We start from the raw sequence: 25,687 nt of genomic DNA on the forward strand, positions 1-25,687 counted from the left end.
GCCTCACTCGCCGGAGGCGGTCTTGGCGGCCTCGGCGATGTCCGGGACCACGTTCTCGAGCGCCCACGGGATGCTCAGCGGGGACGCGGCGGAGACGGACAGCACCTCCTGGGCGTCGGTCTGCAGCACCAGGGCGCCGTTCTCGACGGCGGGGATGCGGCTGAGCAGGGGGTCCTTCTCGATGTCCTCGCGCACGCCCTCGTCGGCGGCCCAGCTGACGAACACGTCGGAGGTCAGCTCGTCGGCCTTCTCGGGAGACCAGGTGATCGCGAACTGGTCCTCCTTGCCCTCGGCGGCCTTCGTGACGGCCTCGGACTGGACCATGCCGAGCGCGCTCAGGAACTTCGGCCGGTTGTCGACGTCGGTGTACGCGTAGATCTGGTCGGCGGCGGCCGGGTCGATCGTGCCCGAGACGAACGAGGTGCCCTCGAGCTCGGGGTGCTGCGCGGCGGTCTCCTCGATCTGCTGCTCGACGTCCGCGACGACCTCCTGGGCCTTCTCCTCGCGGCCCAGGGCCTGCCCGATCAGCTCCGTGGAGTCCTGCCAGGAGGTGCCGTAGGCGACGCCGTCCTCCGGGTAGGCGACGACCGGGGCGATCTCGGAGAGCTTGTCGTACTCCTCCTGGGTCAGCCCGGAGTAGGCGCCCAGGATGACGTCCGGCTCGAGCGCCGCGATCGCCTCGTAGTCGATCCCGTCCGTCTCGGAGTAGGTCTGCGGGGCCGAGGCCCCGGACTCCTCGAGCGCGGCGTCGAACCAGTCGGTGGAGCCGTTCTCGTTCGCGCCGAAGTCGGTGGTCGGGACGCCGACCGGCACCACGCCCAGGGCGGTCGCCACGTCGTGGTTGACCCACGAGACGGTGGCCACGCGCTCGGGGGCATCCTCGATCGTGGTCTCGCCGTAGACGTGCTGGACCGTGCGGGGGAACTCGCCGGTGGCGCCCTCCGCGGCGTCGGCACCCGCCGCCTCCCCGCCCGAGGCCCCGGTCGAGCAGCCGGTCAGCAGCAGGGCGCCCACGGCCAGCACGGCGGCCGGGGCCGCGGCGCGGCGGCGGGAACCGGGGCGCGGAGCGGCGGAGGGGAGGGGGAACAGCGGGCGCGGAGCGCGGAGCGGTGCAGGGGCCACGGGCCACCCTTTCGAACGGAACGGCGGGGCCGTCGGTGCGGATCGGGCGGTCAGGCAAGGTTTGCCTAACCAAAGAACAGGCCTCACCCTAGGCTGTGAGCCGGGGAATACGCAACAGGAGCATGATGTAATCCTCATCGAAATGTGGTTAGGTGAGCCTTGCCTAAGTGCTGGCAGCCCCATCGACCCCCTGCGAGGAGCCCATGAGCGACTTCCTGTTCACCCGCGACACTCCGGCGCAGTACGCCCGCGCCCTGCACTCCACCGTCGACACGGTGGCCGTCCATCTCGCCGGCACCGGGGGCCCCCGCTCCGCGGCGAGCCCCGGGCAGCTCGAGGACCTCGTGGCCGCCGTCGACCTCGACCGCCCGCTCGGGGACCTCGGCGCCGCCGTGGACGAGACGCGCCGGCTGTACCTGGACCACGCCGTCCACTTCCACGACCCCGGCTACATGGCCCACCTCAACTGCCCGGTGGCGATCCCCGCGGTGGCCGCCGAGGCCCTCACCGCGGCGGTGAACACGGCGGTGGAGACCTGGGACCAGAGCACCACCGCGACCCTGATCGAGCAGCGGATCGTGGACTGGACCGCGGCGCGGATCGGCTTCCCCGCGGCGGGGGAGCCGGACGGGGTCTTCACCTCCGGGGGCACCCAGTCCAACCTCCAGGCCCTCTTCACGGCGCGGGAGGAGCGGCTGTCCCGGCCGCACCCGGGGACCCGGCAGGAGCGGCTGGCCGGCCTGCGGATCGTGGCGGGCGAGCACGCGCACTTCAGCGTGGCGAAGGCGGCGCACCTGCTGGGCCTGGCCCCGGACGCGGTGGTCTTCGTGCCGGGCACCCGCAGCGGGGCCCTGGACGTCGTCGCCCTCGAACGGGCCCTGCACGACGTCGCCGCGTCCGGCGGCGAGGTCGCGGCCGTCGTCGCCACCGCCGGCACCACGGACCTCGGCGTGATCGACCCCCTGCCCGGCGTCGCGGAGGCGTGCCGCGCCCACGGCGCGTGGCTGCACGTGGACGCCGCGTACGGCGGGGGCCTGCTGGTCTCCCCGACCCGCCGGCACCTGCTGGCGGGCATCGAGCGCGCCGACTCCGTCACCGTGGACTTCCACAAGTCCTGGTTCCAGCCGGTGGCGGCCTCCGCCCTCCTGCTGCGCGAGGGGCGGAGCCTGCGCTTCTCCACCTGGAGCGCCGAGTACCTGAACCCCCGGCACGCGGTGCGGCCCAACCTCGTGGACAAGTCCCTGCAGACCACCCGCCGCTTCGACGCCCTCAAGCTGTGGATGACCCTGCGCACGGTCGGCGCCGAGGAGATCGGCCGGGCCCTCGACCGGGTGCTGGACCTCGCGCAGGAGGCGGGCCGGATCGTCGCCGGGGCCCCCGACATGGAGCTCGTGGCCGAGCCGGTGCTCTCCACCGTCCTGTTCCGGCACGTGCCCCCGGGGACCGGCGAGGACGACGCCGACCGGATCGTGGAGGCCGTCCGGACCGCCCTCTTCGACTCCGGCCGTGCCGTGGTCGCCTCGACCGTGCTCGACGGGCGCCGCTGCCTGAAGTTCACGTTCCTGAACCCGGCGACGACCGCGACCGACGTGGAGCGGGTGCTCGACCTGATCCGCGCCGCCGCCCGGGAGACCGCCCCCCGCCCCCTCGAGGCCGTGGCGGGGGCCCGCTGATGGGCCCCGCCACCGGGCACGTCCACGACCTGCTGGGCATCGGGATCGGCCCCTTCAACCTGGGCCTGGCCTGCCTCGCAGCCCCGCTGGAGGACCTCGACGCGGTGTTCCTCGACGCCCGGGACGGCTTCGACTGGCACCCCGGCCTGATGCTCGAGGACGCCACGATCCAGGTCCCGTTCCTCGCCGACCTCGTCACGATGGCCGACCCCACCTCCCCGCTGTCCTTCCTCAACTACCTCAAGCAGGCGGGCCGGCTGTACCCGTTCTACATCCGGGAGGACTTCAACCCCCTCCGGGCCGAGTACAGCGCCTACTGCCGGTGGGCCGCCGAGCAGCTCGGCTCCCTCCGCTGGGGCCGGGAGGTCGTGGCCGTCGAGCACGACCCCGCCGACGACGCCTACGTCGTCACCGCCCGGACGGCGGCCGGCACGGAGCGGTGGCGGACCCGCCGCCTGGTCCTGGGCATCGGCACCGTCCCGGCCGTGCCGGAGTGCGCCGACCTCCGCGCGGGGCCCGTCCTGCACACCAGCGACTACCTGCACCGGCGCGACGAGCTGCTGGCCCGGGACAGCGTCACCGTGGTGGGCAGCGGGCAGTCCGCCGCGGAGGTCTACCGCGACCTCCTGGAGCGCTCCGGGGCCGGGGGCCCGCGCGTGGACTGGCTCACCCGCTCCCCGCGGTTCTTCCCCATGGAGTACACCAAGCTCACCCTCGAGATGACCTCCCCCGAGTACGTCGACCACTTCCACGGCCTCGACATGCCCGTCCGGGACCGGCTCAACCGCGAGCACGCGAGCCTCTACAAGGGGATCAGCTCGGAGCTGGTGAACGGGATCCACGAGCTGCTCTACCGCCGCTCGGTGCACGGGCACCCCGCCGGGGTGCTGACCACGAACACCACCCTCACGGGTCTCGACCGGGACGGCGGCGAGCTGGTCCTCGCGCTGCACGACGACGAGCTGGACCGCCCCTGGCGGCACACGACCGGCGCCGTGGTCCTGGCCACCGGCTACCGCGCCGAGGTCCCCGCGTTCCTGGACCCCGTGCTCGACCGGATCGCGTGGGACGCCGCCGGCCGCTACGACGTCTCCCGCGACTACGCGGTGGACCACGAGCGCTCCCGGATCTGGGTGCAGAACGCCGAGGTGCACACCCACGGCCTGACCGCCCCCGACCTCGGCATGGGCGCCTACCGCAACAGCGTCATCCTCCGGGCCGTCACGGGCCGGGAGGCCTACCCGATCGAGCCCGCCATCGCCTTCCAGACCTTCGGCATCCCCCAGGAGTCCGCATGAGCCCCCGCACCGCGTCCCCCGCCCGCCTCGCCACCCCCGGCGGCGTCCTCGCCCTCGAGCCGCTCGTCCCGGACGGGCCCACCGTCGAGCTCCTGCACGCGTGGCTCACCCACCCGCGGTCCCGGTACTGGGACCTCCTCGACGCCGACCCCGACCGGGTCCGGCGCACCTTCGAGGCCGTCGCCGCGCACCCCCGCTGCGACGCGTGGCTGGTCCGCCTCGACGGCGTCCCGCTCGGGGTCGTGGAGACCTACGACCCCGGTGCGGTCCTCCTCGCCGGCCGCTACGCGCACCGCGACGGGGACGTCGGGATGCACCTGCTCCTGGCCCCCGCCCGGACCCCCGTGCCCGGGACGAGCGCCGCCTTCATGGCCGGGACGATGCGCTGGCTGTTCGAGCAGGAGGGGGTCCGGCGCGTCGTCGTCGAGCCCGACGCCCGCAACACGGCCGTCCACCGGCTCAACGCGCGCGCCGGGTTCGAGGTCCACGGCCCGCTCGAGCTGCCCGGCAAGACCGCCCTGCTCAGCACGTGCACCCGGGAGGGGTTCGAGGCCTCCGAGCTGGGGCCCGCGGCTGTGCCCGTCCCCGAGCCGGAGCCGGGCCGGGCGGGCGGCCCCGCGCCCGCCGCGCACCTCGGGCTGCACCCGATGCGCGTGGCCCACCGCCACCTGTGCTGCAAGGCGCTCGCCGAGTTCGCCCACGAGCGCCTCGTGCACCCCGAGGCCGTGGGCGACGGCGCCTTCGAGGTGGGCGCCGACGGCGGCCGCGTCCGCTACCGGTTCCGGGCGCGGCGCACCGGGCTGGAGCACTGGGTCCTCGACGAGGGCTCGCTGCGCCGCACCGTCGACGGCGCCGACGCCGAGCCCGACGCCCAGGCCCTGGTCACCGAGCTCGCCCCGCAGCTGGGCATCCCGCCGCACCTGCTGGCCACCTACCTCGAGGAGATCGCGAGCACCCTCGCCTCCGCGGCGTACAAGCTCGTGCACCGCACCCGGCCCTCCGCGGCGCTCGCGCGCGCCGGCTTCCAGGAGGTCGAGGCCGCCATGACCGAGGGCCACCCCGGGTTCGTGGCCAACAACGGCCGGATCGGCCTCGGCGTCACGGAGCACGACCGCTTCGCCCCCGAGGCCGCCCGCCCCGTGCGCCTCGTGTGGCTGGCGGCGCGCCGGGAACTCAGCCGGTTCGACGCCGCGCGCGGCCTCGACGAGGACGGGCTCTACGCCGGGGAGCTCGACCCCGAGGTCCGGGAACGGTTCCGGGCCCGGCTGACAGCCCTGGGCCTGGACCCGGGGGAGTACCGCTTCCTGCCCGTGCACCCCCACCAGTGGGAGCACCGGGTCACGGTGAGCTTCGCGCCCGACCTCGCCCGCCGGGACCTCGTGCTGCTGGGCGAGACCGGCGACGAGCACCAGGCCCAGCAGTCGATCCGCACCTTCTTCAACACCTCCCGCCCCGGCCGGCACTACGTGAAGACCGCCCTGGCCGTGCAGAACATGGGCTTCCTGCGCGGGCTCTCCCCCCGCTACATGCGGGACACCCCGGCGGTCAACGACTGGGTGGCCGACGTCGTCGCGACCGACCCGGTGCTCGCCGCGTCCGGGTTCTCGGTGCTGCGGGAGGTAGCGGCCGTCGGGTACACGGGGGACGCCTACCACCGCGCCGCGGCGGCCGGGCGCGCGGACGAGGGCCCGCACACCAAGATGCTCGCGGCCCTGTGGCGGGAGAGCCCCCTGGCCCGGACCGGGCCGGGGGAGCGGCTGGCGACCCTCGCCTCCCTCCTGCACGTCGACGCCTGCGGGGTGCCCCTCGTCGCCGAGCACGTGCGCGCCTCCGGGCTGGCCGCCGAGGAGTGGGTGGGCCGGCTCCTGGACGCCTACCTCGCCCCGGTGGCCCGGTGCCTGCTCGCCCACGACCTGGTGTTCATGCCGCACGGGGAGAACGTGGTCCTGGTGCTCCACGAGCACGTCCCGCGGCGGGTGATCATGAAGGACATCGGGGAGGAGGTCGCGGTCGTCACCGACCGGCCCCTGCCGGAGGGCCTCGAGCGGATCCGCCACGTCGTGGACCCCGCCACCGCGGCGCTGTCCGTGCACACCGACGTCTTCGACGGCGTGCTGCGCCACCTCGCCGGGATCCTCGAGGCCGAGGGGCTGCTGCCGTCGGAGCGGTTCTGGGCGGTTGCCGCGCGGTGCCTGCAGGAGCTGGTGGCGGCGGACCCGGGGACGGGGGAGCGCTTCCCGCTGCTCGCGCCCCGGTTCAGCCACTCCTGCCTCAACCGCCTGCAGCTGCTCAACACCCTGCAGATGGTGGACCTCGCCGACCAGGCGGCGTCCCTCCAGTACGCCGGGACGCTGGAGAACCCGGTGGCCGCACCGGTCCCCGTGGGGGCCTGAGCCGGCCCGGCTGGCGCTCCCGGGGCCGCTCGACGACGATGGTGCGGTGCCCGACGACCGCTCCGCCTCCGCCACTGAGCCCCTGCCCGACCCCGTTCCCGGTCCCGGGGCCGCGGGCGAGCCCGAGCCCGAGCTGCTGCTCGGGCTCGTGGTCTCCCCGCAGATCCGGTCCCTGCTGCCCCGGGACGTCGCCGCGGACCTGCCCGCCATGCTCGCCGGGCGCTACCCCGGGGTGCGGTGGCGGGTGGCGGTGGCGGAGGACCGGCTGGCCGTTCCGCCGGCGGACGGACTCGACCTGCTCGAGGCCGCCCGCGACCGGATGCTCGACGAGGACTGGGACCTCGTCGTCGTCCTCACGGACGTCCCGCTCAAGGACGGCCGCAACCCCGTGCTCACCCAGCTGAGCCCCGTGCACGGGGTGGGGCTGGTCGCCGTCCCGGCCCTCGGGGCCCGGCACGTGGCGCAGAAGGTGCGGGAGGCCACCGTGCGGATGGCCGGCGACCTGCTCGGCCACGACCCGGACGACGAGGACGGGATGGAGGAGCTGGTCCGCCGGGCCCGGCAGCGCGCCGTCGACGTGGAGGACCGGCCCGGGGACAACGCGGTGCAATTCACCGCCCGTGTCCTGGGCGGCAACGTGCGGCTGCTGCTCGGGATGATCCGGGCGAACCGCCCGTGGACCCTGGTGGCGCGGCTGTCCCGGCTGCTCGCCGTGGCCGCGGCGACCGGCGTGCTGACCCTGGTCGCTTCCGACCTCTGGCTGCTGGCCGCCGCCTACGGCCCGTGGCGGCTGGGACTGCTCGGCCTGCTCGCCGTCGGCGCGGTGACCGGGGCGCTCGTGGTGGGCGCCCGGCTCTGGGAGCGCCCGCGGCGGCGCGCCGAGCGCGAGCAGGTGGCCCTGTTCAACCTGGCCACCGCCGCGACCGTGGCCGTCGGGGTGCTCGTGTTCTACCTGACGGTCTTCGCGCTGTCCTGGCTGGGGGCGCTGCTGCTCGTGGACGGGGACGTCTTCGCGGAGGTGGTCGGGGCGCCCGTGGGGGCGCTCGAGTACGTGAAGCTCGCCTGGCTCACCGCCACGCTCGCCACGGTGGGCGGAGCCCTGGGCGCCGGGCTGGAGGACGACGACGTCGTGCGCGCCGCCGCGTACACCCGCTCGGAGGGCTGAGCGCCGCCGCGGGAGCTGCCCCGGTGCGGGGCGGGGGCTGTGCCGCCACCCCGGTCGTCAGTAGACTTGGTGTTCCCGGGACGGTCCGGGAGCCCCGCCCGGAAGGACGTCATGGCCGCCTTGCCGCAGACCCCCGCGACGCCCCGCAGACCCCGCGCACCGCGTCTGCGGCGCAGCGACTGCACCCGTCCGGGCATCACCCGCCGCGGCCACGGCAGGGGCTTCTCCTACCGCAGTGCCGACGGCTCCAAGGTGGAGGACGAGGCGGAGCTCGCCCGGATCCGGGGGCTCGCGATCCCGCCGGCCTGGAAGGACGTCTGGATCAGCCCGCGGCCCAACGGCCACATCCAGGCCACCGGCGTGGACGACGCCGGGCGGCGCCAGTACATCTACCACCCCCGCTGGCGGGAGCTGAAGGACCGGGAGAAGTTCGACCGCGTCCTCGACTTCGGCGACACCCTGCCCCGGGCCCGGCCGGCCGTGACCCGGCTGCTGCGCTCGGAGGGCGCCACCGAGGAGAAGGCGTACGCCGCGGCCTTCCGGCTCATGGACGTCGGGGCCCTGCGGATCGGCAACGAGGAGTACGCCCAGTCCAACGGCTCCTACGGCGTGACCACCCTGCTGGTCCGGCACGTGCGGGTGGACGGGGACGAGGTGCACCTGGACTTCCCCGGCAAGAGCGGCCACCGGTGGACGCTGGCCGTCCGGGACGCCGACCTCGCCGCGGCCCTGGCCCCGATGCTCGACCGGGGGCCCGACGAGCCGGCGCTGGCCTACTGCGACGAGGACGGGCAGTGGGCCACCACCACCAGCACCCGGCTCAACGACTTCGTGCGGATCCAGTGCGGCCCGGAGTTCACCGCCAAGGACTTCCGCACCTGGCAGGGGACCGTCACCGCCGCGATGGCCCTCGCGGCCCGGGCCGGCACCCGGCCCAGCGAGAGCGCCCGGAGGAGGGCGGTGTCCTCCGCCATGCGGGAGGTCGCGGAGCACCTCGGCAACACCCCCGCCATCGCGCGGAGCTCCTACGTGGACCCGCGCGTGATCGACCGCTTCCACGGCGGCGAGACCATCGACGCGGACACCTACCGGGCGGCCGAGCGGACCCTGCGCTCCTTCCTCGCCTGAGCCGGGGACCGCCGGCGCCCCGGTCTAGGACAGCGCCACGTAGGTGGCGGAGTACCCGAAGCCGACGACGTCGTCGCGGCCGTCGCCGTTGACGTCGCCGAGCAGGCGCGGGTACCGGTCGGGCCGCCAGCCGTCCACGGTCCCGAACTCGGCCAGCCGCCGCTCGGTGCCGACGAAGGCGTTGTCGTCGCCGTAGGACACGTGGACGCCCGACCACCCGAAGCCGACGGCGTCCTGCAGCCGGTCCCCGTTGATGTCGGCCAGGGTCCGCGGGTGCAGCTCCACCCGCCAGCCCTGCGCGTACCCGAACTCGGCCAGCTCCAGGGAGACGCCGAAGAACTTCGGCTCGCCCTGCGCGTAGGGCCGGGAGTGGGCTGCGAGCACGCCGCGCTCGCCGAAGCCGATCACGTCCGCCCGGCCGTCCCCGCTGGCGTCGCCGTCCACCACCCGGACGTGCCGGTCGAGCCGCCAGCCCTGGTTCCACCCGAAGTCTCGGACCTCCAGGATCGAGGGCGCGAACGTGTCCCCGGCGGCGGAGAAGTAGGAGACGTAGGTGCCGGCGTTGCCGAAGCCCACGACGTCGGCCGTGCCGTCGGCGTCCATGTCGGTGAGGATCCGGGGGTGCCGGTCGACCCGCCAGCCCTGCGCGTAGCCGAAGTCGTCGATCCGCCGCCCCGTGCCGGTGAACCCGCGCTGGACGGTCGCGTGGGAGACGTGGACGCCCGCCTCGCCGAAGCCGACGAGGTCGGCGAGGCCGTCGCCGTCGAGGTCGGCGACCTGGCGGGAGTGCCGCTCCGCCGTCCAGCCCTGGGCGCGGCCGAAGTCGCGCAGCTTCAGCTGCGGGGCCGTGAACGTGCCGTCGGGCTGGGCGTAGGAGGCCCAGACGCCGGCGTCGCCGAAGCCGACGACGTCGTCGCGGCCGTCGCCGTCGAGGTCGGCCACGGCGCGCGGGTGCGCGCCGACCCGCCAGCCCTGGTCCCAGCCGAAGCCGCGGACCTTCAGCACCGGGGCGGCGAAGGTCCCGCCGGGCTGGCCGAGGGCCACCCACACCCCGGCGTCGCCGAAGCCGACGGCGTCGGCGCGTTCGTCGCCGTTGACGTCGGCCAGGACCCTCAGGTGCCGCTCGACCCGCCAGCCGTCGGCGTAGGAGAGGAAGGGCTGCGCGGTGGCAGCGTGGGCGGGGGCCCCGAGCGCTACCGCGCTCGCGGCCAGTGCCGCGGCCGCGGCGCCGGCGATCAGGCGGGACAGTGACGAGCGTTCCATGACGGGCCCCCGTGACGGGAAGAAAGCGAAGGAGAAGAAGAAGCGGAGCGGGAAGCGGGGCCGAGGGGCCCGCCGCCGGTGCGGCGGGCCCCTCGGCCTGTGGTCAGGACAGGGTCACGTAGGTGGCCGAGTGCCCGAAGCCGACGACGTCGTCGCGGCCGTCGCCGTTGACGTCGCCCATGAGGCGCGGATACCGGTCCTCGGTCCAGCCGTCATCGGACCCGTACCCGGCGACCTTCAGGTAGACGGGTCCGAAGGTGCTGTTCGCCCGTCCCTCGGCCACGTAGACGCCGGCGTTGCCGAACCCGACCAGGTCCTGGATGCCGTCGACGTTGACGTCGGCGAGGGTCCGCGGGTGCAGGTCCTCCCCGCGCCAGCCCTGGGCCCGGCCAAAGTTGTTCACCTTCACCTGGACCCCGGTGTAGGAGGTCGAGAACTGCGAGCCCTGCCCGTAGGCGACGGAGACCCCGCCGTAGCCGAAGCCGACGACGTCCCGGAGGCCGTCGACGTTCATCAGGCCCACGGCGCGCGGGTGCTCGCCCACGCGCCAGCCCTGGGCGTAGCCGAAGTTCGGGATCTTCAGCGCCGCCGCGGTGAAGGTGTCGCCCAGGGGCGAGAAGTAGGACACGTAGGTGCCGGCGTCGCCGAAGGCCACGATGTCGGCCGTCCCGGTGCCGTCCATGTCGGCGAGCAGCCGCGGGTTCTTGTCCACCCGCCACCCGCGGTCGTAGCCGTAGCTGTCGATCCGCTTGCCCGTGCCGGAGAAGGACCGGTCGATGCGGCCGTGCGAGACGTGCACCCCGGACTCGCCGAAGCCGACGACGTCCCCGGCACGGTCGGCCGTCAGGTCGGCGATCATGCGCGGGTGGCGGTCGACGCGCCAGCCCTGGTCCCAGCCGAAGTCGCGGACCTTCAGCACCGGGGCGGTGAAGGTGCCGTTCGTCAGCGCGTAGGAGACCCAGACACCGGCGTTGCCGAAGCCGACGAGGTCCTCGCGGCCGTCCCCGTCCATGTCGGCGACCGTCCGCACGTGCCGGTCGTTGGTCCAGCCCTGTGCGGTGCCGAAGTCGCGGAGCCGCAGCACCGGCGAGGTGAACGTGCCGTTCGTCTGCGAGTAGGCGACCCACACACCGGCGTCGCCGAAGCCGACGACGTCCAGGCGTCCGTCGGCGTTGACGTCGGCGAGCTCGCGCACGTGGCGGTCGACCCGCCAGCCGTCCGCGTAGGAGAACATCGGGCTCGCGACGGCGGCCTGGGCCGGTCCGGCGGCGGCGAGGCCGGTCACGGCCAGCGCCGCGGCCGACGCGCCGGTGAGCAGTCGGGACATCAGTGAACGTTGCATGGCGGGTCCCCCAGACCTCCGAAAACCGATCGGTGTCAGCGGGTGCCACGACGCGCGGCGGTCAGTCGGGAGCGGCCCGGCAGAGCAGGTGCCACCAGGGGCTACGCACCGTTGCGCAGTTGCAGACTCTGACGTTCCCAGTGTAGGTCTGCGGTCCCGTGGTCACTAGAGCAAATCAGATAACGGTTGCGTGGCCGGACGCGTCCGCCCGCCGGGTGGTCAGCGCCGGATGCCCCGCCGGAAGTACACCAGAGGGCCCACGAAGTTGAGGGCGATGACCGCCGCCCACTTCGCCTTGCTGCCGTTGACCTGCTCGGCGGGCCGCCGGGCCAGGTCGGTCCACGCGGTCAGGGCCAGGGAGAGCTGCACGGACCCCAGCACCAGCAGCGCGGTCCGCTGCCCCGGCGTCAGGTCGCTCCACCGCCTGGTCCTCTTACCCCAGCCGGTCCTCTTCCCCCAGCCGGTCCTCTTCCCCCAGCTCATCTTCCTTCCGCACCTGCTCGTCCTCCCGAGCCCGGTCCGTGCTGATCTCCTGCCGGTCATGGCCGTTCCTCCTCCTGTGGGCCGGCGGTTCCTCCGCCGGCCGTCCGATGTTGCGCAGCATCTCCTGGCTCATGACGAAGCTGAGGGGCTCCAGCAGGGCGGCGGAGGTGGACAGCCGCTCCTGCCAGGAGGGCCCCGAGGCCATGGCCGGCCGTTCGCAGGCTGCGTCCGACGTCCATGACGGCTCCCCGGGTCCGGAGTCCGGCGCCCCCGTGGAGCGCCCTGTACCGCTCATGGTGGAATGGGGTCCACCGGCCGTCAACGACCAGGCCCGCCGCGGCCGTCATCACGGGACATCATCACGGGACACCATCGGAAGAACCGGGGAGACCGGCCATGAACTTCGTCGCCCGCCCGCACGTCCGCCCACGCGCCCGCCCCAGCGGCGGGCCGCTTCCGGAACGGCCCGCGCCGTGACGCGGGTCGCGGGCGCCGCGCCCACGACGACGGCGCCGGTGTGGCCGGTGGCGGGCGCGGTCGCCGGGCTGCTGTCGGTGGTGCTCGGCCTCGCCGGCGGCCTCCTGGAGACGATGCTCTCCGGGCCGTGGCCTGCTGCGGGGGACGCGTCCTACGGGCCGTTCCTCGCCGAGAACCGGACGCCCGTGCTCGCCCAGAGCATGCTCTTCGTGGCCGGGCAGGCCGCGCTGATCTGGTTCCTCGGCTACGTCCGCGCCCGGCTGCTCCGGGCCGAGGGGGACCCCGGGGTCCTCTCCGCCGTGGCCTTCGGCGCGGGGCTGACGGCGGCCGCGTTCAACATCGCGGGGCAGGGCGTCCAGATCGTGCTCACCCTGCCGTCGACCACGGCCCTGGACCCGGGAGTCCTCGCGGCGCTGATGAACCTGTGCGTCGTGACGATCGCCCTGGCCAACGCGCCGCTCGCGCTGATGTTCGCGGCCGTCGCGGCGCTGTCCGTCGGCCGCGGGGCGTACCCCGCGTGGCTGGGCTGGATCGCGGCGGCCGCGACCCTCGCGGCGATGCTCTCCACCGTCTCGCTCGTGCCCACGGAGGGCCCCCTGTCCCCGCTGGGCCCGCTCACGACCGCCCTGCGCCTGGTGCCGGTCCTCTGGTACCTGCCGGCCGCCGTCGTCATGCTCCGGGAGCACCGGCCGTGACCGCGCGACCGGGCGTGCCCCGCGCCGCGCGCGCGGACTGGGAGGCGCTGGGCCGCCCCGCGGCCACGCCCCCGGTCCCCGTGGGTCCCGCCGACCTGGAGCGGCTGCCCGAACCGGCGCGACGGTGGCTGGCCCGCGCCGTTCCGCCCGGCACCCCGGCGTGGTCCGCCGCCGAGCTGACCATGGAGGGCGGGATCCGGCTCGGCGGCACGTGGCACCGCTTCGCCGCCCGGCAGGTCATCGCGCCGGGCCGGGGCTTCGTGTGGGTCGCCCGCACCCGCGTGCTCGCCCTGTCCGTGGTGGGCTTCGACCGGTACGGGCCCGCGGGCGGGGAGATGCGGTGGCGGCTGCTGGGCGTCGTGCCCGTGCAGTCCGCCGCGGGACCGGACGTCTCCCGCAGCGCCGCCGGGCGCCTGGCGGGTGAGGCCGTCACGGTTCCCACCGCGTGCCTGCGCGCGGACTGGGCCGCCGGGCCGGAGCCGGACACCGCGACCATGTCCTGGACCCTCGGCGGCGAGCGCGAGGCCTGCGTGCTGCGCGTGGACCCGGAGGGCCGGCTGCAGGAGCTGAGCATGCAGCGGTGGGGGAACCCTGAGGGGGCGCCGTTCGGCCGGCACCCCTTCCGGGTGGCCCTGTCCGAGGAGGCGGTGTTCTCCGGGGTCCGGATGCCCACCGTGCTGCGCGCCGGGTGGGGCCCCGGGCCCGAGGACGAGTTCTTCCGGGCCCGGATCGGCGCGGTCAGCTTCCGCTGACCTGCGGCCCCCGGTCCGCCCACGGGCCCTGGTCCCGTCCTGCCGGCGGGCCCTGTTCCGGGCCCTGCTGCGGACCGGGAGCCGGGCCCCGCGGCGGGGACTGCGGCGCCGTCCCCGCCGCGGGCTCCACCGGGCCCTGGTCGAGGCGGAACGGCGGGTACTCGTCCCGCATCAGCAGCACGTAGGCGCCCACGCGGTAGAGCCACCGGTTGATGCCCATGATCAGGTCGAACAGCCCGGAGCGGTACCGCCCCGTGAACAGCAGGATGACGGCGGCGATGAGCACGAGCAATCCCAGCAGCGACGGCCCCCAGGAGGCGGTCGTCGCCCCGCCGCTCTCGTCCCACTCCGCGCCGGCCCCCGCGCTGCCGGCGCTGCCCGTGAGGGCCGCGACGACGAGCAGGTGCGGGATCGCCAGCAGCCACCACTTCACCAGCACGAGCCCCCGGGAGAGGCGCTGGGGGTGGGCGACGTCCAGGTCCGCCGGGTAGTCGGCGGAGGCCAGCGTGAAGGGCGGGTACCGGTCCGTGCCCAGGACCGAGTAGGAGTAGAAGCCCACCCGCCAGCTCCACCGGAGCACGCCCACGCAGAAGGAGAACCACGAGCGCGGGTAGCGCCCGGTGAAGAGGATGGCGATGCCGGCCGCGACCGTGGTCACGAACAGGGCGAACCACAGCACGGCGAGGACGATGAAGTGCGGGATCGCCAGCAGCCACTTGACCAGCCACAGCCCCCGCGACAGCCGGCGGTCCAGGAACCCGAGCACCCGGACCGGGTAGACGGGGAACGCGTCCCCGCCGCCGGTCCCGGCGGTCTGGGCGAGCGCGGCGCCGGGACCGGTGCCGGGGCGGGACGCGCCCGGGTCGATGTCCCGGCCCAGCCCGGCGGCGCCGAGCAGCAGCAGCGGGACCCCCACGACCAGGCCGATCAGCCCGCCCACCAGCTGCCCGGCGGCGACCGGCCCGATCAGGTCCGAGCGCGCGCCGACCTGCAGGTCGACCCAGACGGGACGGGACGCGTCGGCGTTCATCACGACCAGGCTCCAGGTGCCGGGCTGCAGGTCGAAGGTCAGCTCGCGGGTCCCCGTGCCCTGGTCGGACGCCGCCCAGAAGGTCTGGTTGCCCGGCCGGTCCGGGGTGCGGTCACCGGGCACCCGGGACCGGTCCGCCCCGTCACGGGTGTCCCGCCCCAGCTCGGCGCGGGAGACCCCGTCGAGGTACGCCGTGACGTCCGGGGTCGGGGCCACCCCCACGAAGACCTCCTGCTCCGGGTCGACGGCGGTGACCCGCACCTGCACCCCGGCCAGCTGCTCGACGTTCGGCACGTCGGGGAACGGGACCCCGCCGGCGTCGAGATCCACGGAGGGCGCGGTGAGGGCGTAGGCGGCGGTCTGGTGGCGTTCCGTGTCCCCGGTGAGGAAGCGGCCCCCCTCCTGGGCGCTCGCCGCCCCCGCCAGGACGAGCCCGGCGATCGTGGCGCCCAGCCCGAGGGCGGCCAGGAGGGTGCCGACGACGAGCATCACCCACCGGCCGGGCCGGGTGCGGGGCACGGGCCGCGGCGGCGGCGGGCCGGGTCGGGCTGGAGCGGTGTGTGCGGTCATGGTGTCCCCCGGTGGTGGTCGGCGTCGGTGTGCTGCTCGGTGCGCGCTGCAGGGTGGTGCGAGGAGGCCGCGGCCGTGCTCAGAGCGCGGCGGCCAGGGCCGCGCCCCACTGCCGGGCCCGGTCCGCCTCGCCCGGCGCCAGCTCGTTGGACAGGGTGACGAGGAAGCTCTCGGGCCCGGTGAGCAGGCGGTGCCCGTGCTCCTCGAGGGCGTCGGCGATCTTCCGGGACGCCTGCCCGGTGAGCAGCCGGGGCCCCTTGACGCGGGTGTCGAAGGCCGCGGCCCGCCCGGTGCCCGCCGGCAGGGACGCCAGCCACTCGCGCACGCCGGGCCCCTCCGCGGACTCGTCGACCCGCAGGTGGTGCCGGTCCGCGTCGTGGACGGCCTGCTCCCGGGAGTTCTCCCGGCTCAGCCCGTGGCCGTGGGTGGGGGCGCCGACCACCAGGACGTCGTCGTCGGCGAGGGGACGGCCCCACGCGTCGCGGATCGACAGCACCTCGGCCGGCACCCCGGCCTCGCCGAGGCCTCTGGCGACCGCGTCCGCGACCAGGTGGGTGTTGCCGTACATGGACTCGTAGACGACCAGGACGGACATCGCCGGTCTCCTCTCGCTCGGGTCGTGCGCGGTCGTTCGGGGTGGTGCCGGGCGCGGTGTCAGACGCGCAGGACGGCCGCCCCGGTGATCCGGTCCCCGGCGAGGTCGGCCAGGGCGCGGTCGGCGTCCTTGAGCGGATAGGGGACGGTGGTGGGCCGCAGGCCCAGCCGGGCGGCCAGGGGGAGGAACTCCTCCCCGTCCTGGCGGGTGTTGGCCGTGACGCTGACCAGCCGCCGTTCCTGGAACAGCTCCGCGGCGTAGTTCAGCGAGGGCACGTCGCTGAGGTGGATGCCCGCGACGGCGAGCGTCCCGCCGCGGTCCAGGGCCCGGAGGGCCGGCGGCACGAGGGTGCCCACGGGCGCGAACAGGACGGCCGCGTCCAGGGGCTGCGGGGGCGGCTCGTCGGCCTCGCCCACGAAGGCGGCGCCCAGCTCCCGGGCCAGCTCGCGCGCCTGCTCCGAGCGGGTCATCACGAACACCTCCGCCCCCTGGTGCAGGGCCACCTGCGCGGCCAGGTGGGCGGACGCGCCGAACCCGTAGATCCCGAGCCGGCCGCCGGGCGGCAGCTCCGCGCGCTTCAGCGCCCGGTAGCCGATGATCCCGGCGCACAGCAGCGGGGCCGCGTGCTCGTCGTCGAACTCCTCGGGCAGACGGTAGGCGAAGGCCTCCGGGGCCAGGGTCAGCTCGGCGTAGCCGCCGTCGTCGTCCCAGCCCGTGAAGCGCGGCGCGACGCAGAGGTTCTCCCGGCCGCGGCGGCAGAACCGGCAGCGGCCGCAGGTGCGGCGCAGCCAGGCCACGCCCACGCGCTCGCCGGTGCGGAAGCGGGTGCAGTCCGGGCCCCGGCCCACCACCTCGCCCACGATCTCGTGGCCGGGGATCACCCCTGCCCGGTGCAGGCCGAGGTCCCCCTCGGCGAGGTGGAGGTCGGTGCGGCAGACCCCGCACGCGCGCACGCGGACCAGCAGCTCGCCCCGCCCCGGCACGGGGTCGGGGCACCGCCCGAAGCGCATCGGCCCGCCGGCGATCGGTCCCTGTTCCTCGATCCACCAAGCACGCATGGCCGCTCGTCCGTCCGCCGGGGCGGGGCCCGCGGAACGGAACCCCTGTCCTGCTCCCGAGTCTAGGAACGGTGCGGGGGACCCGGAAGCGTGCCCGGAATGTTAACCGCCGCTCCGCGCCGCGCGGACGCCGCGGGCCGGGACGGCGCGGCGGCAGGATCTCACCGCCGGGTGTTCCCTTCCGGGACGGCGCGGACGACCATGGGGGGACAGGACTGCCGGTGCGGGGCCAAGTCGTCGTCGCCGTGGCCGCCGCCGGCGCGAGGAGAGGACATCCCATGGCGGAGCACGTCGACAGGTGGCCCCCCGGGGCCCCGTGCTGGGCGGACATCATGGTCTCGGACCTGAACCGGTCCCAGGACTTCTACGCCGCCGTGCTCGGGTGGCGGTTCACGCCCCCGGACCCCGCGTACGGCGGCTACTGCAACGCCCTCGTCGACGGGGAGGTGGTGGCCGGGATGTCCCCGGCCCTGCCCGAGATGGAGGACGACCCGCACGCCTGGGCCGTGTACCTGGAGTCCGACGACATCGGGGCCACCGGCCGCGCCGCGGTGGCGGCCGGGGCGCGGCAGCTGTTCGAGCCGATGGAGGTCGGGGACTTCGGCGCCATGGGGGTGTGGATCGACCCCACCGGCGCGGCGTTCGGGGTCTGGCAGCCCAAGGACCACACCGGCTTCAGCCTCGTCGGCAAGCACGGCACGGTCGCCTGGTGCGACCTCCTGACCTCGGACAAGAAGGGCGCCGAGCGGTTCTACGGCACGGTCTTCGGCTACACCTTCCAGGACATCGGCACACGCCACGAGGCCTACGCGGTGTTCACCGTCCCGGGCATGGACCGCACCGCCGGCGGGATCGGCGTCCCCGCCGAGGACGTGGACCCCCTGCAGGAGGCGCCGCCCATGTGGTGGGTGTGCTTCGAGGTCGACGACGCCGACACCGCCGCCGAGCGGGTCGTCGCCGCCGGGGGCACGCTGATCCGGGACCCGGAGGAGTTCGGCTACGGGGAGCTGGTGTTCGCCGCGGGCCCCGACGGGGAGCGGTTCGCGATGATGGGCCCCTCCTCCGAGGACTGGAACGATCACTCGTGGAGCCAGGACCTCGACGGCTGAGCGCGGCGGGGGTGGCGTGGGACGCGTGGCGGACCACCCGGGGCGGCCCCGCCGCCGTCGCCGCCCGGCAGGAGGCGCGCCTCGACGCGCTGGTCGCCCACGCCCGCTCCGCCTCGCGCTTCTACGCCGAGCACTACCGGGACGTGCCGGAGGGCCCGCCCGGGCCGGCGGGCCTGGCGTCCCTGCCCCCGGTCCGCAAGCCGCAGCTCATGGCCCGCTTCGACGACTGGGTCACGGACCCGGAGGCGTCCCGCGACGCCGTCGCCGGCTTCGTCGCCGACCCGGAGGCCGTGGGCACCGACTTCCTCGGCCGCTACGTGGTCTTCACGACCTCCGGCTCCACCGGCACCCCGGCCGTGCTGGTCCAGGACCGGGACGCGGTCGCGGTGATGACCGGGCTGGCCTACGCCCGCTCGGCCGGGGTGCTGCCGCCCCGCCTGCTCGGGCAGGTCCTGGCCCGGGGCGCCCGGCAGGCCGCGGTCTTCGCCGGAGGGGGCCACTTCCTCGCGGCCACGATGTTCGAGCGGCGGCTGCGGGCCCGCCCCCTGCGCCGGCGCATCGCCCGGTGGTTCTCCGTCCTGGAGCCGCTGCCCCGGCTCGTGGCCGAGCTCAACGCGTTCCAGCCGGTGCTGCTGGGCACCTACGCCAGCGCGCTCGCGGTGCTGGCCGAGGAGCAGGAGGCGGGCCGGCTGCGGATCCGCCCGCTCGTGGTCGCCAGCGGCGGGGAGCTGCTCTCGGCCGCCGTGCGGCGGCGGGCGGAGGCGGCCTTCGGGGCGGTCGTGGTGGAGTCCTACAGCGCCTCCGAGGCGACCCCGCTCGCGCTGCCCTGCCGGCGGGGGGTGCTGCACGTCAACAGCGACTGGTTCCTCCTGGAGCCCGTCGACGCGGCGGGCCGCCCCGTCCCGCCCGGGCGGCGCTCGGACAGCGTGCTGGTGACGAACCTGGCCAACCGGGTCCAGCCCGTGATCCGCTACGAGCTCGGCGACAGCGTCGTGCTGGGCGCGGACCCCTGCGCGTGCGGCAGCCCGCTGCCGACGATCCGGGTGGAGGGGCGCACCGACGAGATCCTGCGGGTGGCCGGGGACGGCGGGGGAGAGGTGGTGCTGCTGCCGATGGCCGTGTCGACCGTGGTCGAGGAGACCCCGGGCGTGCTCCGGCACCAGGTGCTGCAGACCGGACCGGCCGCGCTCGCCGTCCGGCTGGAGGAGACGCCGGGGGCGGACCGGGACGAGGTGTGGTCCAGGGTCCGGGCGCGGCTGGGGCTGTTCCTGCGCGAGCAGGGCGCCGGCGGGGTCGCCGTCGAGCGGGCCGGGGAGCCGCCGCGGCCCGACCCCCGCAGCGGCAAGCTGCGCCACGTGCTGGGGCCGCCGCCCGGCTAGCCGGGCCGGCCCTCAGGGGAACCTCAGCCCGATCTCAGAAGAGGCCGACCACGGCGCCGACGAACCACAGCACCGCGAACAGCACGACGACGCCGAGGATCACCGCCAGCGCGATCTTGCCCTTCACGGAGTCCCCCCGGTGGTCGACGTCGAGCTCGTGACGGGTGGGACCGACCCCCAGGCCCTCCGCCGGCGGGGTGTCGCCCTCGATGCTGTACCCGGAGCTCTCACGGGTGGCGTCGGCCGCCCTCTGCTCGTCGGTCCGGGCGTCGCGGTCCCGGGGGTCGTGCTTCCGGGACGCGTCGTTCTGGCTCTCGTCGGGATCGATGTCTGCCACGGGGTCCTGCTTTCGTCGGGAGGTCGCGCGCGGATCGGACGTGCGAGAAGACTAGCAAGCCTGCTGGTGGTCGCCCAGGGCCCAGCGCCCGGCGCCGGTGTGAGCGATCGGAAACATGCCCGTCGTCCCGCTGTGAAAGGAATTGAGTGCAACTCGTGGTATCACTTGTGGTGTGTGGTGCCCGTCACACCCCTGTCGGCGGTCCGGGAGCCACCACCCCCAGTTCCGCCACCTGGAACCGGCACTGCCGCTCGCCCTTCCGAGGAGTCCGTTCATGTCCACGCCATCCCCCTCCGGGCGCGCACGCCGCCCCCTCGCCGTCACGTCCCTCGCCGCCGCCGCCGCGCTCGTGCTCACCGGCTGCCTCGCCTCCGACCGCGAGGAGGGGGCCGCCGGCGGCGACCAGACCGCGGGCGGGGAGGTCGACGGCACGTTCGTCTTCGCGGCGTCGTCCGACCCCAAGACCCTCGACCCGGCCTTCGCCCAGGACGGCGAGTCCTTCCGGGTCTCCCGGCAGATCTTCGAGGGCCTCGTGGGCGTGCAGGAGGGCTCGGCGGACCCCGAGCCGCTGCTCGCCGAGTCGTGGGAGCAGTCCGAGGACGGGAAGACCTACACGTTCCAGCTCAAGGAGGGCGTGACCTTCCACGACGGCACGGCGTTCGACGCCGAGGCCGTGTGCGCGAACTTCGACCGCTGGTACAACTTCGAGGGCCTGCTGCAGTCCGAGAACATGGCCTACTACTACGGCTCGCTGTTCAAGGGCTTCGCCGACACCCCCGAGCAGGCCATCTACGCCGGGTGCGAGGCCGCGGGCGCGCAGGAGGCCGAGGTCACGCTGACCAAGCCGTTCGCCGGCTTCATCGCGGCCCTGTCCCTGCCCGCGTTCTCCATGCAGTCCCCGACGGCGCTCGAGGAGTACGGCGCCGACACCGCCGGCGGCACCGCGGAGTCCCCGGAGCTGTCCGAGTACGCCAAGGCCCACCCGGTGGGCACCGGCCCGTTCAGGTTCGACTCGTGGGAGGTCGGCAACCAGGTCGTCCTCTCCGCCAACGAGGACTACTGGGGCGAGCAGGGCCAGGTCACGGACGTGATCTTCCGGATCATCGACGACCCCCAGGCACGCCGCCAGGCCCTCGAGTCCGGCAGCGTGGACGGCTACGACCTCGTGGCCCCGGCCGACACCCAGGCCCTCAAGGACGCCGGGTACAACGTGGTCTCCCGCGACCCGTTCACGGTCCTCTACCTCGGCTTCAACCAGGCGCAGGAGGAGCTCGCGGACCTCAAGGTCCGCCAGGCGATCGCCCACGCCATCGACAAGGAGGCCCTGGTCTCCCAGACCCTGCCCGAGGGCACCGAGGTCGCCACGCAGTTCATCCCGGACTCCGTCAACGGCTACAACGAGGACGTCACCCGGTACGAGTACGACCCCGAGCGGGCGAAGCAGCTGCTCGCGGAGGCCGGCTACGCCGACGGCCTGGAGCTGGACTTCAACTACCCGACGGGCGTCTCCCGGCCCTACATGCCGAACCCCGAGCAGACGTTCACCACCATCTCCGCGCAGCTGGAGGAGGTGGGCATCACCGTGAACCCGCAGCCGAACAAGTGGTCCCCGGACTACCTGGACCGCGTCAACGGCTCCTCCGACCACGGCATCCACCTGCTCGGCTGGACCGGCGACTACAACGACACCGACAACTTCGTGGGCGTGTTCTTCGGCAAGGAGAAGCCCGAGTTCGGCTTCGAGGACCCCGAGCTGTTCCAGGCCCTGGCCGACGCCCGCGAGCTGACCAGCGTCGAGGAGCAGACCCCGGTCTACGAGGACATCAACGACCAGATCATGCAGAAGCTGCCGGCGGTCCCGCTGGCCCACCCGGCGCCGTCGCTGGCCTTCGACGCGCGCGTGACGTCCTACCCCGTGAGCCCGGTCAACGACGAGGTGTTCAACAAGATCCAGCTCAGCGAGTGAGCCCCCGCCCGGGGCGGCGCGACCGGCGCCGCCCCGGGCCCATCTCGTCCCCACCCTTCTTCCCTGTTCTTCTCCGTCCGAAAGGACCGGAATGCTCCGAGTCACCGGCAAGCGGCTTGCCCTGCTCATCCCCACCCTGTTCGGCCTGTCCGTCCTGCTCTTCGCGTGGGTCCGGGCCCTCCCCGGCGGCCCCGCCACCGCGCTGCTGGGGGACAAGGCCACCCCCGACGCCGTCGCCCGCATCAACGAGGTCTACGGCTTCGACCGGCCCCTGCTCGAGCAGTACTTCGTCTACATGGGCCGGCTGCTCCGGGGCGACTTCGGCGCCTCGATCGTCACGGGCCGGCCCGTGGTCGAGGAGTTCCTCACCCGCTTCCCGGCCACCCTCGAGCTCGCCCTCGTGGCGCTGGTCTTCGCGGTGGGCGTCGGCGTGCCCCTCGGCTACGTGGCCGCCCGGCACCGCGGGAGGACCCTGGACCACTCCTCCGTGGTGCTGTCCCTGCTGGGCATCACCGTCCCGGTGTTCTTCCTCGCGTTCATCCTGAAGTGGCTGTTCGCGATCCGGGTCCCGCTCTTCCCCGCGGACGGGCGGCAGGACCCCCGGATCGACGCGACGCACTACACGAACTTCTTCGTCCTCGACGGCCTGCTCACCGGGGAGTGGGACGCCGCGTGGGACGCGTTCCTGCACCTGATCCTCCCGGGCCTCGCCCTGGGCACGATCCCGCTGGCGATCATCGTCAGGATCACCCGTGCCTCGGTGCTGGAGGTGCAGAGCGCCGACTACGTGCGCACCGCCCGGGCGAAGGGCCTGACCCGCCGGCTGATCCGCGGCCGGTACATCATGCGCAACGCCATGCTGCCGGTGGTCACGACCATCGGCCTGCAGACCGGCCTGCTGATCTCCGGGGCGGTCCTCACCGAGACGGTGTTCGCGTTCAACGGCATCGGCCGGTTCCTGCGGGACGCGATCTTCAACCTCGACTACCCGGTCCTCCAGGGCTTCATCATCTTCATCGCCCTGGCCTACTCCCTGATCAACCTGCTGGTGGACCTCTCCTACAGCCTCATCGACCCCCGGGTGCGTGTCCAGTGAGCGCCACACTTCCTCCCGCCCCCTCCGGCCCCTCGCACACCGAGGGCCCCGAGGCCGTCACGACCACCCCGGGCACCACCGCGGCGGTCGGCACCAGCCTGTGGAAGGACGCCTTCCGGCGGCTGCGCCGCAACCCGGCGGCCATCTCCGGCGCGGTGATCGTCGGCGTCTTCCTGCTCGTGGCCCTCCTCGCCCCGTGGCTCGCGCCCTTCGGCGGCGAGGAGCTGCCCGGGCGCACCGAGATCAGGCCCACCACCATCCCCGGCCCCGGGGACGTGGAGGGCTACCCGCTGGGCCTCGACCGCTTCGGCGGGGACCTGCTGTCCAAGCTGATCTGGGGCGCCCGCGCGTCGCTGGTGATCGGGGTGGTCTCCACCGCGCTGGGGCTGGTGGGCGGCATGGTCCTGGGGCTGCTGGCCGGGGGCTTCGGCGGCTGGGTGGACAGCGTCATCATGCGCTTCGTCGACATCCTGCTCTCCGTGCCCAACCTGCTGCTCGCGGTGTCCATCGCGGCGATCATGGGCCAGAGCCAGTGGGCGGTGATGATCGCCATCGGCGCCTCCCAGGTGCCCATCTTCGCCCGGCTGCTGCGCTCCTCGATGCTGTCCCAGAAGGGCGCGGACTACGTCCTGGCGGCCCAGACGCTGGGCCTGTCCCGGCGCACCATCACTATGAGCCACCTGCTGCCCAACAGCACCGGGCCGCTCATCGTCCAGGGCACCCTGACCCTGGCCACCGCCGTCATCGACGCCGCGGCCCTGTCCTTCCTGGGCCTGGGCGGCGGGGTCCCGCAGACCGCCGAGTGGGGCCGCATGCTGACCTACGCCCAGGCGGAGCTCGCGATCGCCCCGCAGCTGGCGTTCCTGCCCGGCCTGTGCATCGCCGTCACCGCGCTGGGCTTCACCCTGCTGGGCGAGTCCCTGCGCGAGTCCCTCGACCCCAAGTCCCGAACCGCGTGAGGTGCACCGGCCGATGACCGCTCAGAACCCCGCCCAGAATCCCGCTCGGGACCCCGCCCGGGATCCTGTCGCGGACCCCACTGCGGAGCCCGCCCCGCTGCTGGAGGTCCGGGACCTCGCCGTCGCCTTCAGCACCATGTCCGGTCCGGTCCAGGCCGTGCACGAGGCGTCCCTGACGCTGCGCGCCGGCCGCGCCCTGGCCATCGTGGGCGAGTCCGGCTCGGGTAAGTCCACCACCGCCATGTCCGTGATCGGTCTGCTGCCCGGCAACGGCCGGGTCACCGGCGGCTCCGTCCGCTTCGCGGGCCAGGAGCTGGTGGGCCTGGACGAGCAGCGGATGCGGCGGATCCGCGGCCGGCAGATCGGCCTGGTCCCGCAGGACCCCATGTCCAACCTCAACCCGGTGACCACCGTGGGCCAGCAGGTCGCCGAGACCCTGCTCGTGCACGGGATGGCCACGCGCCAGGACGTGCACGAGAAGGTCGTGGCCGCCCTGGCGGCCGCCGGTCTGCCCGAGCCGGCGCGGCGGGCCAAGCAGTACCCGCACGAGTTCTCCGGCGGCATGCGCCAGCGGGCGCTCATCGCCATCGGCCTGGCCTGCCGGCCCCGGCTGCTCATCGCCGACGAGCCGACCTCCGCGCTGGACGTCACCGTCCAGCGGACCATCCTCGACCAGATCGAGCGGATGACCGAGGAGATCGGCACGTCCGTCCTGCTGATCACCCACGACCTGGGCCTGGCCGCCGAGCGCGCCCAGGACATCGTGGTGATGCACCGGGGGCGGATCGTGGAGGCCGGGCCCTCGGCGCAGGTGCTCGAGGACCCGCAGCACGACTACACCCGGCGGCTCGTGCAGGCGGCGCCCTCCGTGGCGGCGGCGCGCGTGGCCCGGCAGGCGGCCTCGCCGGGGGCCACCGCCGTCGCCGGCCGGGGCGCCCCGGGCCCCGCCGGCCCGGTCCCTGCCGCGGCGGAGAAGCCCGCCGCACCCGAGGCGCCGCCGCTCGTGGTGATCGAGGGCCTCACCAAGGTCTTCAAGGGCCGGCTGGGCCAGGCGGACTTCACCGCGGTCAAGGACGTCTCCCTCACCGTGCCGCGGGGGAGGACGGTCGCGATCGTGGGGGAGTCGGGGTCGGGCAAGACCACGACGGCGCGGATGCTGCTGAAGCTCTACGAGCCCACGGAAGGGTCGATCCGCTTCGACGGCCAGGACGTGGTGGGGCTCAGGGGCCGGGAGCTGGCCGCGTTCCGGCAGCGGGTCCAGCCGATCTTCCAGGACCCGTACTCGTCCCTGAACCCCATGTTCACGATCGGGCGGATCCTGGAGGAGCCGCTGAGCACGTACCGGCGCGGCACCCGCAAGGAGCGCCAGGAGCGGGTGAAGTGGCTGCTGGAGGAGGTGGCGCTGCCGCCTTCCATGCTCAACCGCTACCCCAACGAGCTCTCCGGCGGCCAGCGCCAGCGCGTGGCCATCGCCCGGGCCCTGGCCCTGCAGCCCGAGCTCATCGTGTGCGACGAGCCCGTCTCCGCCCTGGACGTCCTGGTGCAGAAGCAGATCCTGGACCTCCTGGGGCGGCTGCAGGACGAGTTCGGGCTGTCCTACCTCTTCATCTCCCACGACCTCGCGGTGGTGCGGCTGATCTCGGACGAGGTGTGCGTGATGAAGGACGGCGAGGTGGTGGAGGCCGCCGAGAGCGAGGAGGTCTTCACGAACCCCCGCCACCCCTACACCCGCCAGCTGCTGGCCTCGATCCCCGGCAACGAGCTGCGCGTGGGGGCCTGAGCCCGGCCCGGCCCCAC

Annotated in this window: 22 protein-coding genes; 13 read left to right on the plus strand and 9 right to left on the minus strand. The window is 74.5% G+C overall.

Going from position 1 to position 25,687, the window contains the following annotated elements; genetic code table 11:
• Nucleotides 1-3 precede the first annotated feature (3 nt).
• Nucleotides 4-1,122: an iron-siderophore ABC transporter substrate-binding protein gene (locus IEW07_RS06520; protein ID WP_229741616.1), complete on the minus strand. Its 1,119-nt coding sequence runs from the start codon at nt 1,120-1,122 to the stop codon at nt 4-6.
• Between the two features lie 203 nt (nt 1,123-1,325).
• On the opposite strand from IEW07_RS06520, the gene IEW07_RS06525 reads away from it, so the two are divergent.
• The 5 genes from IEW07_RS06525 to IEW07_RS06545 all read left to right on the plus strand — a co-directional run bounded on the left by IEW07_RS06525 (nt 1,326) and on the right by IEW07_RS06545 (nt 8,779).
• Nucleotides 1,326-2,795, plus strand: coding sequence for a pyridoxal phosphate-dependent decarboxylase family protein (locus tag IEW07_RS06525; protein ID WP_188535464.1), 1,470 nt, complete (start codon nt 1,326-1,328; stop codon nt 2,793-2,795).
• Nucleotides 2,795-4,093 carry a lysine N(6)-hydroxylase/L-ornithine N(5)-oxygenase family protein gene (locus tag IEW07_RS06530; RefSeq protein ID WP_188535466.1) on the plus strand — a complete coding sequence of 433 codons (1,299 nt, stop codon included), beginning with the start codon at nt 2,795-2,797 and terminating at the stop codon, nt 4,091-4,093. The genes IEW07_RS06525 and IEW07_RS06530 overlap by 1 nt, the downstream gene beginning before the upstream one ends.
• Complete coding sequence (locus IEW07_RS06535; protein WP_188535468.1) at nt 4,090-6,486, plus strand: GNAT family N-acetyltransferase; 2,397 nt, start codon at nt 4,090-4,092, stop codon at nt 6,484-6,486. The genes IEW07_RS06530 and IEW07_RS06535 overlap by 4 nt, the downstream gene beginning before the upstream one ends.
• 46 nt (nt 6,487-6,532) lie before the next feature.
• The gene (locus IEW07_RS06540) at nt 6,533-7,651 is read left to right on the plus strand and encodes a hypothetical protein (RefSeq protein ID WP_229741617.1); all 1,119 of its coding nucleotides are present in this window, start codon (nt 6,533-6,535) and stop codon (nt 7,649-7,651) included.
• A 111-nt stretch (nt 7,652-7,762) separates the two neighbouring features.
• Complete coding sequence (locus tag IEW07_RS06545) at nt 7,763-8,779, plus strand: DNA topoisomerase IB (protein ID WP_188535470.1); 1,017 nt, start codon at nt 7,763-7,765, stop codon at nt 8,777-8,779.
• 24 nt (nt 8,780-8,803) lie between these two features.
• On the opposite strand, the gene IEW07_RS06550 is transcribed toward IEW07_RS06545, so the two are convergent.
• From IEW07_RS06550 to IEW07_RS06565, 4 genes are all read right to left on the minus strand, one after another.
• A complete protein-coding gene (locus tag IEW07_RS06550; protein WP_188535472.1) occupies nt 8,804-10,042 on the minus strand; it encodes an FG-GAP repeat domain-containing protein in 1,239 nt (412 codons plus the stop codon).
• A gap of 103 nt (nt 10,043-10,145) precedes the next feature.
• The gene (locus tag IEW07_RS06555; RefSeq protein ID WP_188535474.1) at nt 10,146-11,384 is read right to left on the minus strand and encodes an FG-GAP repeat domain-containing protein; all 1,239 of its coding nucleotides are present in this window, start codon (nt 11,382-11,384) and stop codon (nt 10,146-10,148) included.
• A gap of 219 nt (nt 11,385-11,603) precedes the next feature.
• On the minus strand, nt 11,604-11,867 hold the full coding sequence (locus IEW07_RS06560) for a hypothetical protein (protein WP_188535476.1): 264 nt from the start codon (nt 11,865-11,867) through the stop codon (nt 11,604-11,606).
• Nucleotides 11,818-12,162 (minus strand): hypothetical protein, encoded by a 345-nt coding sequence (locus IEW07_RS06565; RefSeq protein ID WP_188535806.1) that lies wholly within the window; start codon nt 12,160-12,162, stop codon nt 11,818-11,820. Before IEW07_RS06565 ends, IEW07_RS06560 begins: the two co-directional genes overlap by 50 nt.
• Before the next feature lie 178 nt (nt 12,163-12,340).
• On the opposite strand from IEW07_RS06565, the gene IEW07_RS06570 reads away from it, so the two are divergent.
• Nucleotides 12,341-13,039, plus strand: a complete 699-nt coding sequence (locus IEW07_RS06570) for a hypothetical protein (RefSeq protein ID WP_188535478.1) — start codon at nt 12,341-12,343, stop codon at nt 13,037-13,039.
• A complete protein-coding gene (locus IEW07_RS06575) occupies nt 13,036-13,791 on the plus strand; it encodes a DUF6544 family protein (RefSeq protein WP_188535480.1) in 756 nt (251 codons plus the stop codon). Before IEW07_RS06570 ends, IEW07_RS06575 begins: the two co-directional genes overlap by 4 nt.
• Here IEW07_RS06575 and IEW07_RS06580 read toward each other — a convergent pair.
• The 3 genes from IEW07_RS06580 to IEW07_RS06590 all read right to left on the minus strand — a co-directional run bounded on the left by IEW07_RS06580 (nt 13,778) and on the right by IEW07_RS06590 (nt 17,044).
• On the minus strand, nt 13,778-15,391 hold the full coding sequence (locus IEW07_RS06580; RefSeq protein ID WP_188535482.1) for a DUF4389 domain-containing protein: 1,614 nt from the start codon (nt 15,389-15,391) through the stop codon (nt 13,778-13,780). The genes IEW07_RS06575 and IEW07_RS06580 overlap by 14 nt on opposite strands.
• A 79-nt stretch (nt 15,392-15,470) precedes the next feature.
• Nucleotides 15,471-15,986, minus strand: coding sequence for a flavodoxin family protein (locus IEW07_RS06585; protein WP_188535484.1), 516 nt, complete (start codon nt 15,984-15,986; stop codon nt 15,471-15,473).
• Nucleotides 15,987-16,045: 59 nt separating this feature from the next.
• The gene (locus IEW07_RS06590) at nt 16,046-17,044 is read right to left on the minus strand and encodes a zinc-dependent alcohol dehydrogenase family protein (protein ID WP_188535486.1); all 999 of its coding nucleotides are present in this window, start codon (nt 17,042-17,044) and stop codon (nt 16,046-16,048) included.
• 278 nt (nt 17,045-17,322) lie between these two features.
• Between IEW07_RS06590 and IEW07_RS06595 the strand changes: the two genes are divergently transcribed.
• Nucleotides 17,323-18,153, plus strand: a complete 831-nt coding sequence (locus tag IEW07_RS06595) for a VOC family protein (RefSeq protein WP_188535488.1) — start codon at nt 17,323-17,325, stop codon at nt 18,151-18,153.
• Entirely contained in the window at nt 18,129-19,532 is a 1,404-nt protein-coding gene (locus IEW07_RS06600) for a phenylacetate--CoA ligase family protein (RefSeq protein WP_229741618.1), read from the plus strand. Before IEW07_RS06595 ends, IEW07_RS06600 begins: the two co-directional genes overlap by 25 nt.
• Before the next feature lie 34 nt (nt 19,533-19,566).
• Here IEW07_RS06600 and IEW07_RS06605 read toward each other — a convergent pair whose 3' ends face one another.
• The gene (locus IEW07_RS06605) at nt 19,567-19,869 is read right to left on the minus strand and encodes a DUF6480 family protein (RefSeq protein ID WP_229741619.1); all 303 of its coding nucleotides are present in this window, start codon (nt 19,867-19,869) and stop codon (nt 19,567-19,569) included.
• Nucleotides 19,870-20,143: 274 nt separating this feature from the next.
• Here IEW07_RS06605 and IEW07_RS06610 point away from each other — a divergent pair, with 274 nt between their 5' ends.
• From IEW07_RS06610 to IEW07_RS06625, 4 genes are all read left to right on the plus strand, one after another.
• A complete protein-coding gene (locus tag IEW07_RS06610; protein WP_188535490.1) occupies nt 20,144-21,835 on the plus strand; it encodes an ABC transporter substrate-binding protein in 1,692 nt (563 codons plus the stop codon).
• Between the two features lie 91 nt (nt 21,836-21,926).
• Entirely contained in the window at nt 21,927-22,931 is a 1,005-nt protein-coding gene (locus IEW07_RS06615) for an ABC transporter permease (protein WP_188535492.1), read from the plus strand.
• Nucleotides 22,928-23,890, plus strand: a complete 963-nt coding sequence (locus IEW07_RS06620) for an ABC transporter permease (RefSeq protein ID WP_188535494.1) — start codon at nt 22,928-22,930, stop codon at nt 23,888-23,890. The genes IEW07_RS06615 and IEW07_RS06620 overlap by 4 nt, the downstream gene beginning before the upstream one ends.
• A 13-nt stretch (nt 23,891-23,903) precedes the next feature.
• The gene (locus tag IEW07_RS06625; RefSeq protein WP_188535495.1) at nt 23,904-25,670 is read left to right on the plus strand and encodes a dipeptide ABC transporter ATP-binding protein; all 1,767 of its coding nucleotides are present in this window, start codon (nt 23,904-23,906) and stop codon (nt 25,668-25,670) included.
• Nucleotides 25,671-25,687 lie beyond the last annotated feature (17 nt).

Origin of the sequence: Kocuria dechangensis (genome assembly GCF_014636775.1) — a bacterium.
Classification (GTDB): domain Bacteria; phylum Actinomycetota; class Actinomycetes; order Actinomycetales; family Micrococcaceae; genus Kocuria; species Kocuria dechangensis.